The sequence below is a fragment of the Mycobacterium sp. genome (assembly GCF_025965855.1).
In the GTDB taxonomy this organism is placed as follows: domain Bacteria; phylum Actinomycetota; class Actinomycetes; order Mycobacteriales; family Mycobacteriaceae; genus Mycobacterium.
Genome location: NZ_JAOPWB010000314.1, coordinates 1 through 12583 on the forward strand (window position 1 = coordinate 1; position 12583 = coordinate 12583).

Genomic DNA, 12583 nt, shown 5'->3' on the forward strand with positions numbered 1-12583 from the left:
GGCGAGCACCGGCACATCGACGGGTGCGCCCCACTTGTCCTGCGAGGGTTAAACGCACGCAACATTTTCAGTCCTCGGGACCGGTTTTCGGGCACCGCGCGAGGGTATCCGGGCGCAGAGTCACTGACTTTCAGGAGGGAAGTCTATGCGCGCAATGACGTACCGCGGCCCCTACAAGGTTCGCGTCGAAGAGAAGGCGATGCCCGCGATCGAGCATCCCAATGACGCGATTGTCAGAGTGGAGTTGGCGGCGATCTGCGGATCCGACCTTCACCTCTACCACGGCTTGATGCCAGACACTCGGGTCGGCCACACCTTCGGACACGAGTTCATCGGCGTGGTCCACGAAGTGGGCTCCTCCGTCGAGAATGTGAACCCCGGTGAGCGGGTGATGGTGCCCTTCAATATCTACTGCGGGTCATGCTATTTCTGTGCCAGGGGGCTGTATTCGAACTGCCACAATGTCAATCCCAATGCCACCGCAGTGGGTGGAATCTACGGTTACTCACACACGTGCGGGGGATACGACGGCGGGCAGGCAGAGTACGTGCGGGTACCCTTCGCCGACGTCGGCCCATCAGTAATTCCCGACTGGATGGACGACACGGACGCCCTGCTATGCACCGACGCGCTGGCCACCGGCTACTTCGGGGCTCAACTCGGAGACATCGTCGAAGGCGATATCGTCGTGGTTTTCGGGGCCGGCCCGGTGGGCTTATTCGCCGCGAAGTCATCGTGGTTAATGGGCGCCGCCCGCGTCATCGTGATCGACCATCTCGAGTACCGGTTGGAGAAGGCTCGCAGCTTCGCTCACGCCGAGACCTTCAACTTCGCCGACTGCAACGACATCGTTATCGAGATGAAGAAGACCACCGACTTTCTCGGAGCGGACGTGGCAATCGACGCTGTCGGGGCAGAGGCCGACGGAAACCTGCTTCAACATGTTTCGACGGCGAAATTCAAGTTGCAGGGTGGCTCCCCGATCGCCTTGAACTGGGCTATCGATTCGGTTCGAAAGGGTGGAACGGTTTCCGTCATGGGTGCCTACGGGCCGCTGTTCAGCGCCATCAAGTTCGGCGACGCCATGAACAAGGGTCTCACCATTCACACCAACCAATGTCCGGTCAAAACGGCAGTGGGCCCGGCTGTTCTCACACATCAAGAACGGCTACCTGAAGCCGAGTGAGATTGTGACCCATAAGATCCCGCTCGAGCACATCGCAGAGGGCTATCACATCTTTTCATCCAAACTCGACAACTGCATCAAGCCGGTCGTCCTTCCGCACACCAAGTGAACAGACAGGAGCGGGGCCATGACTCAGACAGAACGTCCGCCTGCCTATACAGTCGAACATCCGCCGACACCAAGCAGCGACGAGTTGCGGGAGCGAATCCACGGTTGGGGTGCTGACCTCAACCCGAAGGACCGGCCCGCGGAACCAAAGCTGAGGCAAGACTTGTCCACCGGAGCGCACTGGGACTTCCCCGAGCGTCAGCCCGAAAAGTGGCCACGTGAGCGGTCCATGGAACACCGGTTCCTCACACCGGTGTTTGGCACGGCGCAGCCCCCCACCGGGATCTCTGGCATGCTGCGCAGATACGCCTACAAATTCAGTGAGGGCCGCGCGGCGCACTGGATGATTCTGCTCTATGCGGATCGGGTGGACGCGGCCGAGCACCACGTGCGTTCGCTTTTCACAGCGCGTCCCGATAATCCGTTTACCGAGACGGGAATCCGAGGCGAACTGACCTATCACGGCATCAAGTCACGGTTGGGCCGCAAGCGGGCCGATCTGGCCCACATCTGGATGGATCCGATCATCGTGGCCGGCCCATGGATTCCGAGCGGCGGGGTGGTCGCCTTCATGCTGAGCAAAGCCGTGAAGGCCACGGCGAAGGCCGCCAAATCACGCTCGCGGCAATAGGAAAGTGCAGTCGGCCTCCCTCGGCCTCGGCCGAGGGAGGCTGACTGATTAAGACGCTGACTGGCTGCGGATTACGCCGGCATGCGTGCGCCCTTTTTCGACTCAATAGTTGTTGCAGGAGTTAGTGACTCGCGTCACTGTTGCAGCGTACTGCTGAGTTTGTGGAACGTTCCGCGCCTGATCCAGCATCTGCCGGCGTTGGTCCGGGGGCGATGCCAGGTATGTGCCCAGCCACGACTGCGCCGCCGGGGTTATGGCCAATTGCTGGGCAGCTGTGGGATCTTCGGCGTTGAGCGCCGCCACGACCTGCGGGTAACTGCATGTTGTGTTGACAATCGAGTCCTCATTGGCATTGGCATCTGCCAACGCGACTCCGGCCGCGGCGGTCAATGACAACGTCGCACCGCCCGTCGCGACAGCCAGTTTGAATGAGCTAAGCCTGACCATCTTTCCCCACTCTTCCAATTCGAAGATTTCCGTGCGCTATTCGAGCCGGGCACCATGAACACATCGGTGCCTTGCATCCGCATCTGGGCGGCGGCTGGGTCATCGCGCGCCCAGCCGGTGAAAGTCTCTGGGCAGCTGGCTCAGTATGTCGTCGAACTTACCGGGCGTCACCGCTTCACGAAGTGTCGCCATGACCGCATCCACGGCAGCCTCGGACACCGTGGAATCACGTCGGCTGCGTTCAGCCACTCGGTTCACGAACTCGTCGAAGCTAAAGGCTTCGGCCTCTTCTTTCGTCGGGAGCAAGGCGTCCTGCAGTGGGCCGGGCAGTTGGGCGGCCAGATCGCGGGCCTCACCGCCGCTGATACGCTCGGCGAGGGTGGCCAAGGTGGCGCGTGTGAGCGCCACCGCGTCGCCTTTAAACAGGCCGGTACGCTGGACCACTCGCGCGATGATTTCGTCGTATTGCATTGGGTCTCCTGGGGTTTCGCCTCTCGATATCGTGGCGGAGGGTCAAGCGTCGATGCACCGTTCTGGTGAGCCGTATTACGGCGCTGCTAATCACCCTGGCAGGCGAGCCACGTCACCAGCGACAGCCGGCATTCATCGGCCCGACGGGTTGACTCCGCCGGAGATCTCTGGCTTTGACGAGACGACTTATTCGCCGCGCAGCGGCCGGCGCACTTGCTGCTGCAAAGTAAAGGGGCGATGGTTCCAAGGCATGCGGGAAGTGCGGATGAGTGCACCCGCGCGTCGCTTGCAACCCGACTGGCGAATGGGATACCGTAATCGGTTGAATTGTACTTGTGTACAACATTATTCAGCGGCCACCGCGCCGTGGCGTACCACAGCCGACAACTGGATGCCTACAACGTAACCTGCCTAAGAGCGCGGTTAAGACCGGTTGCAATCACAGGGCGGGCATCATCGTGGACCTGGCCCGGCTCAGTTTCCTCGGTACCGCGGGCTTAATCGCCACCACAGGGGCGGATCGCTGCGATTGAACGAACCGCCGCGGCTGTTACGGCGTCTGCTTGACCTCGCGGGGATGAAGATACGTTTCCGATCGTCGGGCATGCCTTAACTGGCTAAGTCCACACGCGAAGCGGTGCGGGGCGGCGGCTGCCACGGTGTCGTCAAATGTCAACTCGGCCAGAGTAACACGGCTCAGTCCGGCGGGACGAGCCCTACCAGCGTTTTCTGCCCCGTGGGGCCGGTGCGATCGCGACGGCCATTTCCCACGATGAACTCATGACGCAGGAGCCTTTAAAAGTTGGTCTGCTAGCGCCACCTTGGGCGGCGATACCCCCGCCGGGCTACGGGGGCACCGAATCGGTGGTCTGCCAACTGGCGCGGGGCTTGACAGAGGCCGGACATGAGGTGGTGCTGTATGCCACTGGCGACAGCACGGCACCGGTGCCAATCGTCTATGCCATGGCCACCGCGGACTGGGACCGCATCGGTCACGGCGAGGTTGAGCTGCCCCATGTGATGCACGGTTATGAGGCGCTCGCCGGCTGCGACATAATTCATGACCACACCGTGCTGGGGCCGGCCTGGGCGTTGGCTTCCGGCTATGACCGAGTGGTAACCACCTGCCATGGCCCGTTCAGCGGTGAACTGCGGGCGATCTACCGCCGCTACGGCAAGCGATTGCCCGTCGTGGCGATTTCACATGACCAAGCCTCCCGCGCGCCTGAGATCGCCGTGGATCGGGTCATTCACCACGGCCTGGACCCCGACGAATACCCGCCGGGCGCAGGCGACGGGGGCTACCTGCTGTTTCTCGGGCGGATGACCCCGGACAAGGGTGTGCGCGAGGCCGTATTGGCTGCCCGTGCCGCAGGCGAGCCGCTGGTCATCGCCGCCAAGACCCGAGAACCCGCCGAACACGCTTATTTTGCTGAACAGATCATGCCGCTGCTCACCGACGAGGTTGACGTCGCCGGGGAAGTCACCGGTGACGCGAAACTGGCGCTACTGGGTGCGGCCAAGGCGCTGCTGAACCCCATCCAATGGGCAGAACCGTTCGGACTGGTGATGATCGAGGCGATGGCCTGCGGCACGCCAGTCATCGCCTGCCCCAACGGCGCCGCACCCGAGATTGTCGACACCGGCAGCACCGGGTTCCTCTGCTCCGATCCCGCCGAACTGGTGGCCGCGATCCACCGCGTCGACCAGTTGAACCGTGACGCCTGCCGCGCCGCCGCCATCCAACGCTTCTCCACCACTCGAATGACCGCCGACCACGTCGCCCTCTACGAGGAGATGGTTACCCGGTGACATTCGTCGACGGTGAAGAATGCGCGGCCGGCGCTTGGGCCTCTGGAACAGGCCCACCCGTGAGCGGCGACGACGGCGATGTCACGCTTCTGGAGGGTTCAACGTTTTGTATCTCGGCCCTATCGGGCGACGTCCACCGCGACCGGCCACACGGACTGTTCGTCGCCGATACCCGAATGTTGTCCTGCTGGCGGCTTGCCATCGAGGGGGCGGCCGTACAAAACCTATCCACGATTGAGGAGCCCACCGAACCCTACCGGGCAACCTTCGTTGGTCGGACCCCGCCACGTCAATGGATGGCCGATAGCACGATGCTGGTCCTGCGCGACAGGTTGGTCGGCGACGGTATGCGCGAGGACGTAACCTTGCGCAACCTCGGAGCGGAGCCGATCGGGGTCACCTTGACCCTGGCCGTCGACACAGACTTCGCGGATCTCTTCGCCGTGAAAGAGGGCAGGGTTCAGCCACCGCACGGCCTTGCCGTCGATATCGGGAGGGCGTCAATGGCTTTCACGCTCGCCGGTCCGGACGACACCCGAAGTGCTCAGATCACCGCCGCCACCGGAGAGCCGATCGTTACGCCCGGCAGATTCACCTTCCGGATCGTCGTGCCGCAACGGTCAGAGTGGTCAACGTGCTTCGCTGTGGAGGCCTCGGTCGGCGGCAGGCGAGTTCAGCTCCGGCACCGATGCGGCGAGGCGATCAATACCAGCGCACCTGCGCAGCGCCTGCAGGCATGGCGCCTATCGAATCCACGGATAGTGACCGGAGATTCGGCGTTGGACTGTTCGCTCGAGGTGGGGACCCGCGACCTGGGCTCACTACAGATCGAAGACCCGACACAGCCAGGCTGCCCGATTCTTGCCGCCGGGGCGCCCTGGTTCATGACGCTATTCGGGCGAGATTCCCTATTGACCGCGTGGATGGCCCTGGGCCTGGATCCACGCCTGGCGTTGAACACTTTGCGCACCCTCGCCCGGCTGCAGGGCACTCAGGTCGATCCTCTGACGGAGGAGGAGCCGGGTCGTATCCTGCATGAGGTTCGTCTCGGCAGAGAGGCGGCATTAACGCTGGGCGGAGGCACCACATACTACGGAACTGCGGACGCCACACCGCTGTTCGTCATGCTGCTCGCCGAGCTCGACCGGTGGGGAGGCCTTCCCGATGCTGACCGACCCTCGCTGCTGGCGGCGGCTGACCGCGCCGTGGCGTGGATTATCGAGTACGGTGACGCCGACGGAGACGGCTTCGTGGAGTACCGCCGGCATACCGCCCGCGGCCTGGTCAACCAGGGCTGGAAAGACTCCTTCGACGGCGTCAATCACGCCGACGGGCATCTGGCCACCCCACCGATAGCGCTGTGCGAGGTACAGGGGTATGTCTACGCAGCGTTCCAGGCCCGAGCATTCCTCGCCGAGGGAGACGGTGACACTGTCTGTGCTCAGCAGTGGCGCGGCCGAGCGGCCCGGCTGAAAGCGGCGTTCAACCTGGCCTTCTGGATGCCCGAGCAGCAGGCGTTTGCGTTGGCACTCGACGGCGCCAAACAGCAAGTCGACGCCATCGCGTCGAACATGGGGCACTGCCTGTGGACTGGCATCGTCGATGACGACAAGGCCGCCGCAGTGGCAGCGCATCTTATCGGGCCTGCTTTGAACTCGGGCTTCGGCGTGCGGACTCTGGCGACTGACATGAACGCCTACAACCCGATGAGCTACCACAACGGCTCCGTGTGGCCGCACGACACCGCGATAGCCGTCGCAGGGCTGGCGAATTACGGTTTTACTGATGAGATTCAACAGATTGCGTTGGGCCTCATCGATGCGTCCGCAAACTTCGGCGGCCGGCTACCCGAACTGTTCTGCGGGTTTTCGCGAGCTGACTTTTCGCGTCCCGTGCCTTATCCGACGTCGTGTTCGCCGCAAGCCTGGGCTGCTGCGTCCTCGCGCTTGGTGCTTCGCAGTCTGCTTCGATTCAACCCCGACATCCCGCACGGGCAGGTTCAGCTGTGTCCGATGGTTCCGGATCGGTTATTACCCATCCGCCTGGAAAATTTACCCCTTGCCACAACACGGATGAACATCACCGTCGAAGCAGACGGTGAAGTCGACGTCGGCGACCTTCCTGCGGGAGTCCGGCTGGTCACAGCCCAACCCAGGCATTCGCCCATTCGGACCTCAGCGCAGCAGCACGATCGACGTCACTGAAGGACCAACCGCGTGGTCCGTATGGCCTCACCCATCGGCCGCATTGTGTCGCAGCTCATCGGCGTCTCGCTCCTCGGCGATCATTGCCAGCCGCCAAAGGCATTCACGATTGCGCGGAGCGAAGGCCGCCGCCTGCACAGTCTTTGGCAGCCAGTTCAGTGGCCCCGACACCGCTACTTCCGACATCGCCACCCGACACCCGCCGGCGGTGTCGCTCAACCGCAACGTGACCAGAGCCTCGGTGGCCGGCCTCACCCGGGCGAAAAGGACGAGTTCCTCCTTCAGCACGCACGTTTCGACGATGGTCTCGTCGTTGATTACCGCCGGCCACGCTCCGATGGAGTGCAGAATCCGGGTGCCGGGTAAAGGCCACTTCTTACTGACGGCCCGCGTTCGGCTGTTTCCCACGACCCAACTTGAATAGGTCCAACCGTTCGCCAGGACGTTCCAGACTCGCCCGCGCGGGGCCTCGATGTCTCGAGTGACCGTCATGTTTGCTCCTCCGGTTCCCCCGGTACACGCTGGTTCCCAACGGACTCGCTCACAGCTCATCGAGCCTCGGGTACAGAATTTCCTGGACGCACAGTTGAATGGCCGCCGCTATTGGGATGGCAACGAGCGCACCGACAATTCCGAGCAGCGCCCCGCCGACGAGTACGGCCAGCAAGGTGACCACCGCCGGCACCTCGACCGCCCGCCCGATGATCTTGGGCACCAGGAGATAGTCCTCGGCCAACCGGAATATCACGTAGAAGGCCAGGGTGGCAATGGCTACCGGGGCAGACACGGTGAGCGCGACGGCGGCGACGATGAACCCGGCGACGGTTGATCCGAATGGGATGAGGTCTAGCACCGCGACGAATATCCCGAGCAGCAACGGATAGGGCACACCGAAGATGACGAGCCAGATAAAGGTGGCGACCCCCGCGATGACCGATATCAAGATGTTGCCGAACACGTAGGCGCCCACTTTCGCGTATACCTGGTCTCCGATGAGGATCGCCCGGGGCCGACGGGAGTGAGGTACTAGACGGTACAGAGTCGCGCGTATTCGGGGCAGGTCGAAGAGAAAGTAGACGGTCAGCACCCCAACCACGAGAAGGTCAGCGAAGGCTCCGAATACCGCCGTCCCAACCTTGACGGCCTGCCCCAAGATCGGGCCGCCGGAGCTGTTGACCGTTTCGGTGATTCGTTGCTGGAGGTGAAAGTGGTCATTCAGCCTGCCGATCCAGGATGAATGGTCACCGACGCTCTGGATGTAATGCGGCGCCTGATCAATGAACTGGCGTGCCTGCTGCACCAGCGGGGGAATGGCGGCGGCGAGTGATCCCACCACGATGGCCATTACGGCGATGAGCACCGCGGTGACCGCGGCCCAGCGGGGCAGCTTCTTGCCGACCAGCCACGACACCGCCGGCTCGAGTCCCAGGGCCACGAAGAACGCTACCCCGATCAACAGCAGCATCGACGACGCCGCAGCAAGGCCGCGTACCACGCCGTACGTCACGGCGACGCCTGCCGATGCGGTCAGGCCAACCAAAAAAGGTGAGTGCCAATTAAACCGGGGCCCCGCAGCCCCTAGGGGCCGCTCTTCTGTACTGATCTGTGCCGCGATGTGTTCGGCAGCAGCGATGAGCCCCCCGTCTTCGCTGTCGCGTCGGTCAACGGGGGAACGATCACCTTCGCTAGCCCCGGTTCCAGAGTTGCCGTCAGTCGCCAGCTTTGCCATCTGCTGTGTCGCCGTGTCAGTGACGTCTACTTAGAGTGGTTGTCGGGCTTGCTTAGCGAGGTGACAACCTCGCCGGCGAGGTCCCGCACCGGTATATTGGATTGTTGCGAGATCGCCGTAAGCATTGCGAAGGCGCGAGGGGCGTCGACGCCGAAGCGTCCCATTATCATGCCTTTCGCTTGCCCGATAACGTCGCGCGTAGCCAACGCCGCTTTGAATTGACGTTCCTGTTCCTCGTTGATAAGCGCAAGTGCGGCATGACTGGCGAGCATTGCGCCCATGGCATCCGATTCCATCCCGAACGCTTTGGGCTGCAATCCGAACAGACTCAACGTAGCAGCGGTAGCACCGGGAATGTCCGCTGGACAGGACAAAACGCTGCGCACCCCGGCGGCCGCAGCGGGTTGTGCAAAGCGCGGCCAGCGGACATCGCTGCCCAAATCATCGCAGCGGACCGCCTTGTGTGCGCTGATCGCTTCCAGGCAGGGGCCCTGCCCGGACACCCGCTGAGCGCTGTCCAACAACGCGGTCAACTGCGAAGTTGTTGCGATCGAACGGAGCTCGCCGTTGTCGATTACGGATATCTTTGCCAAATCCGCTCCGCGCACTAAAGCTACCGAGGCAGAGGCCACCTTGGTGAGCAGGTCCTCGATGCCCGCACCCCCGACAAACGCACCGGCCAGCTCTACGATCGTCGACCGAGCCGCCTTGTCGTGGCGCTCGTGATGACGTCGCTTTTGATTCGAACCTACTTGGGCCATGCCGAAGCCTTTTCGGACAAAGCCCTTTGACGCATCGCAAAGCTTTGCGGCATATCCGGTTTCGTTTTTCTCATTGCGGCCCCCCAAAGTTTGGCCGTCGTGTACTGACTGCCTTAGGACTATGCCAACCGGATCGGAGTCCAAGCGTCGACCCAGCAGATCCATAAATCGGAAGCGTCGTAGACCTCTCGGAGCTATTAATGGTTCATGAGCTAAGAATGGGAGGTAGGGCGCCCCCTGCTCTCTGACTTCGTCGACATCAACTTCACCCCGGCGTCCAGCGCCACCACGCCTGAGATGCGGCGGTGGCCTGCTGGGACGGTTGCGCGAGCGTGCCCTACCTCGGCTGCCCGATCCGGAGGATGCCGGTTGCTAAGCGCCACCGACGGCGAACCGCCCCCGGCGGTGTTGAGTGACTCGGCTGCAAGCGGATGGAAATTTGGACCATCCAGTGCGGTGCCTTCGGGAGAACGCCGACAGTGCGGCGCTGCATCTGCCGCAAGCCCTTAACGTTCCTCGCCGACGCTGCCGCCCGTAAACGGTGCCACCCAAGACGCCGGCGCCTTCGGCCGACAATGTCATCGCCGTGTTGCTGTCGAGGCTGCCTCGGAGCCTGTCATCAATGTGGTTGCGGGCGCAAGGCTCCGGCAGACCCGGACAACGCTAAAACCTCATTCCAGCGGCGCGCCGCGCTGGGGGCCTGGGCACCGACTTCACCCCACAGGTCGATTTTGCATTGTGGATTCAGCTCACCAGCCGGAGGTATGGCGGCTGTGAATCGACCACGATGGTTGCAGTCCACATCGGAAAGGGAGCGGCATGAAATATGAAGAGTTCATCTCCCGCGTGGCACAGAACGCCGAACTGTCGGAGGAGGACGCGGCGAGGCTGACCCGCGCCACGCTGGCCACGCTCGCGGAACGCATCACCGGCGGTGAGGCACAAGATCTCGCAGCCCAGTTGCCCGCCCCTCTGCAAACCGCGCTGATTAGCGCCCACGAGAACGCCGAGGCATTCAGCTTCGAGGAATTCGTCAAACGGACCGCCGAACGCGCCGGCACCGATCCAGACGTGGCCGAAGTGGCCATAGACGCGGTACTCGCAACACTTCGTGACGCCGTGACACCCGGAGAGTTCGACGATGTGCTCAGTCAGCTGCCCGCAGACTTCCACCGGCTGGGCGCCTCCCGGCCCCCCTGATCCACCACGCGCACAGCAAAACCCGCCGGAGTACGACCTGACTCACCCATCGGCGATCCCGGTGTTAGTGCGGCTCTTTCGCTCGGTGGCGAGCGTCGATATCGACAAGAACGTGCGGCGACTCCGCGAGTTCGTCGATGAACAGATCGACGGCTTCGCCATCGCGGGCGGAACTCGGCCAAATGGAACGGACGCGACGTGATCTCGCTGCAAGACCTACCGATCACCAAAGTCGTTCAGGATGCTGCCAGAATTGTTCGGCCGCCTCAGCGTCGCCCATGGCCGGACGCTTCGGGTCATCGACCCAAAATTGACCAATCCAACCACCTTCGACTGGGAGCAGTCTTTCGCGTTGTGCGGGTTGATCTTCTAACCGCATGCGAAGGGACGCCCGTATCGGTCGCCACGCCACGATCTCGACCAGTGAGTCATGACGTGAACTCCATTCCCGGCCTGAGGCGCCCGCCCCACGACCGTGTCACCCAGTAGGAGGCGATCCCCGTGGCTATCACCGCGACACAGCTTCACCGGCCCGAACATTCCCATGTCGAACTTTCTGACCTTGCCGAGACGGACGACTTTCCTGAGCGCGCCTATGGGATGCGAATGCCCATCTCAACTCAGGGACGGCGCCGCGGCGGTAGCACCCCGCTGGTCCACACACGCACCGACGTCGGATCATTCGCCATCGAAGAAATTCAACTGCCCGACGACGTGAAGGTATCACCGGATCCGCTGAACAAGATGGTCAGCGTGTGGATAAGCCACGCCACATTCTCCGGCCACTGCGACGGCATAGCCGTCTTTGCCACGCCCGGCGACATCACGATGATGTCGCAGCCCGACCCCCATTACTCGCGCCCCGAAGATCTGCGCCACACGGTGGTGTTGTTGGATCCATCGTTGGTCGCCAGTGTGGCTAACGGCGTGCCGGGCCGCCGTGCCCCCTCGCCGATCCGCTTCACCGGTTTCGCACCGGCCGATGCGGCGGCTCAGCGGTTGTGGCAAGCCACAGTCAGCTATGTGCAGGATGTGGTCTTGGCCGATGACACCCTAGCGACTCCACTCGTGCTGGGTATCGCTGGCCGCTTGCTGGCCGCGGTCACCTTATTGACGATTCCCAACACGGCCATCGCGAATCCGACGCCGCATGACCGCAACGACCACCCGCCCGTGCTGTTGCGGCGCGCCATCGAGTTCATCGAGGCCAATGCTGACCGGGACATGGGCTTGGGCGATATCGCCGAAACTGTCTGTCTCACACCGAGGGCCGTGCAATACATGTTCCGCCGCCACCTGAACACCACGCCGCTCCAATACCTTCGCCGGATCCGACTGCACTACGCCCACCACGACCTGCTGGCCGCCGACCGCAGGCACGACACTGTCACCGCCATCGCCTCCCGCTGGGGATTCATGCACACCAGTCGTTTCGCAGTCTTCTACCGCCAAACCTATGGCCGAAATCCACACATCACGTTGCGGAGCTGACAGCTTGCGGACACGTCATGCCACGCCGAGGACGCGGAAATCTTAGTAGGTGGGCCAAGCTCTCGCCGTCGTGGGCTTCAACCGTGAAACTGGGGGCGAGAATTCAGCCGGCAGGAACGTATTGCCATTCGGCCTCGATCCGTACATTTTTCCAACCACTCCGGGATACCGGACCAGGTCGCTCCATTGCATCCACTCGTGCTGACAGCATCAATCCTCGGTGACATTTCTGGCTCCCTAGGCGCACGCGGTACTCGAATCTAATTGCCAGACTTATTGTTCGGAGGTTACTGCCGGGCCATGCGTCCAAGCTATCGGCGGTCGGAGCCTCCGCTAACCCCCTTCCCGACATAGGAGAAGCGATGGCTTTTTTGCGATTCGATCCGTTTCGCGACCTTGACCGGTGGTCCGAGCAAGCGTTGGTCGGTGCCCGCGCCGCGCGGACGCTGCCGATGGAGGCGTTGCGGCGCGGCGACCAATTCATTGTCGCCATAGACGTCCCGGGCAGCGCGCCAAACGATATCGATGTGACCGTCGAACGCA

11 protein-coding genes and 3 pseudogenes are annotated in these 12583 nt (G+C 62.7%); 9 read left to right on the forward strand and 5 right to left on the reverse strand.

Annotation, left to right across the window (positions count from 1 at the left end):
* Positions 1–145 precede the first annotated feature (145 nt).
* Positions 146–1295: pseudogene (locus JWP83_RS26915) on the forward strand (zinc-dependent alcohol dehydrogenase).
* An 18-nt stretch (positions 1296–1313) separates the two neighbouring features.
* The gene (locus JWP83_RS26920) at positions 1314–1925 is read left to right on the forward strand and encodes a hypothetical protein (protein WP_297737553.1); all 612 of its coding nucleotides are present in this window, start codon (positions 1314–1316) and stop codon (positions 1923–1925) included.
* A 102-nt stretch (positions 1926–2027) separates the two neighbouring features.
* Here the strand turns inward: JWP83_RS26920 and JWP83_RS26925 are convergent, their stop codons facing one another.
* Positions 2028–2372: a hemophore-related protein gene (locus JWP83_RS26925; protein WP_297737577.1), complete on the reverse strand. Its 345-nt coding sequence runs from the start codon at positions 2370–2372 to the stop codon at positions 2028–2030.
* 99 nt (positions 2373–2471) lie between these two features.
* Complete coding sequence (locus JWP83_RS26930) at positions 2472–2843, reverse strand: DUF2267 domain-containing protein (RefSeq protein WP_297737555.1); 372 nt, start codon at positions 2841–2843, stop codon at positions 2472–2474.
* Between the two features lie 780 nt (positions 2844–3623).
* On the opposite strand from JWP83_RS26930, the gene JWP83_RS26935 reads away from it, so the two are divergent.
* The 3 genes and pseudogenes from JWP83_RS26935 to JWP83_RS26945 all read left to right on the forward strand — a co-directional run bounded on the left by JWP83_RS26935 (position 3624) and on the right by JWP83_RS26945 (position 6859).
* Positions 3624–4655 carry a glycosyltransferase family 4 protein gene (locus tag JWP83_RS26935; RefSeq protein WP_297737559.1) on the forward strand — a complete coding sequence of 344 codons (1032 nt, stop codon included), beginning with the start codon at positions 3624–3626 and terminating at the stop codon, positions 4653–4655.
* Between the two features lie 59 nt (positions 4656–4714).
* A pseudogene (locus tag JWP83_RS26940) lies at positions 4715–5284 on the forward strand (glycogen debranching N-terminal domain-containing protein); the annotation flags it as partial.
* A gap of 294 nt (positions 5285–5578) precedes the next feature.
* Complete coding sequence (locus JWP83_RS26945; RefSeq protein WP_297737580.1) at positions 5579–6859, forward strand: amylo-alpha-1,6-glucosidase; 1281 nt, start codon at positions 5579–5581, stop codon at positions 6857–6859.
* Positions 6860–6886: 27 nt separating this feature from the next.
* On the opposite strand, the gene JWP83_RS26950 is transcribed toward JWP83_RS26945, so the two are convergent.
* The 3 genes from JWP83_RS26950 to JWP83_RS26960 form a co-directional block, all read right to left on the reverse strand.
* The gene (locus JWP83_RS26950; protein ID WP_297737561.1) at positions 6887–7351 is read right to left on the reverse strand and encodes an SRPBCC family protein; all 465 of its coding nucleotides are present in this window, start codon (positions 7349–7351) and stop codon (positions 6887–6889) included.
* 49 nt (positions 7352–7400) lie between these two features.
* Positions 7401–8366 (reverse strand): AI-2E family transporter, encoded by a 966-nt coding sequence (locus JWP83_RS26955; RefSeq protein ID WP_297737565.1) that lies wholly within the window; start codon positions 8364–8366, stop codon positions 7401–7403.
* A 248-nt stretch (positions 8367–8614) separates the two neighbouring features.
* Entirely contained in the window at positions 8615–9514 is a 900-nt protein-coding gene (locus tag JWP83_RS26960; RefSeq protein ID WP_297737569.1) for a GAF and ANTAR domain-containing protein, read from the reverse strand.
* Positions 9515–10168: 654 nt separating this feature from the next.
* Here JWP83_RS26960 and JWP83_RS26965 point away from each other — a divergent pair.
* The 4 genes and pseudogenes from JWP83_RS26965 to JWP83_RS26975 all read left to right on the forward strand — a co-directional run.
* Entirely contained in the window at positions 10169–10549 is a 381-nt protein-coding gene (locus tag JWP83_RS26965) for a DUF2267 domain-containing protein (RefSeq protein ID WP_297737571.1), read from the forward strand.
* Positions 10550–10747: 198 nt separating this feature from the next.
* A pseudogene (locus JWP83_RS31360) lies at positions 10748–10922 on the forward strand (DUF1931 family protein).
* Positions 10923–11155: 233 nt separating this feature from the next.
* Positions 11156–12040 carry a helix-turn-helix transcriptional regulator gene (locus JWP83_RS26970; protein WP_297737574.1) on the forward strand — a complete coding sequence of 295 codons (885 nt, stop codon included), beginning with the start codon at positions 11156–11158 and terminating at the stop codon, positions 12038–12040.
* Positions 12041–12402: 362 nt separating this feature from the next.
* The coding region (locus tag JWP83_RS26975; RefSeq protein WP_367185676.1) for an Hsp20/alpha crystallin family protein at positions 12403–12583 on the forward strand (181 nt) is incomplete at its 3' end.

Bases quoted from the DNA above. Each gene is read 5' to 3' on its own strand.
- JWP83_RS26970 (WP_297737574.1), top strand. From the start codon at position 11,156: ATGCCCATCTCAACTCAGGGACGGCGCCGCGGCGGTAGCACCCCGCTG.
- JWP83_RS26960 (WP_297737569.1), bottom strand. From the start codon at position 9,514: ATGGATCTGCTGGGTCGACGCTTGGACTCCGATCCGGTTGGCATAGTC.
- JWP83_RS26950 (WP_297737561.1), bottom strand. From the start codon at position 7,351: ATGACGGTCACTCGAGACATCGAGGCCCCGCGCGGGCGAGTCTGGAAC.
- JWP83_RS26925 (WP_297737577.1), bottom strand. From the start codon at position 2,372: ATGGTCAGGCTTAGCTCATTCAAACTGGCTGTCGCGACGGGCGGTGCG.
- JWP83_RS26920 (WP_297737553.1), top strand. From the start codon at position 1,314: ATGACTCAGACAGAACGTCCGCCTGCCTATACAGTCGAACATCCGCCG.
- JWP83_RS26935 (WP_297737559.1), top strand. From the start codon at position 3,624: ATGACGCAGGAGCCTTTAAAAGTTGGTCTGCTAGCGCCACCTTGGGCG.
- JWP83_RS26965 (WP_297737571.1), top strand. From the start codon at position 10,169: ATGAAATATGAAGAGTTCATCTCCCGCGTGGCACAGAACGCCGAACTG.
- JWP83_RS26945 (WP_297737580.1), top strand. From the start codon at position 5,579: ATGGCCCTGGGCCTGGATCCACGCCTGGCGTTGAACACTTTGCGCACC.
- JWP83_RS26930 (WP_297737555.1), bottom strand. From the start codon at position 2,843: ATGCAATACGACGAAATCATCGCGCGAGTGGTCCAGCGTACCGGCCTG.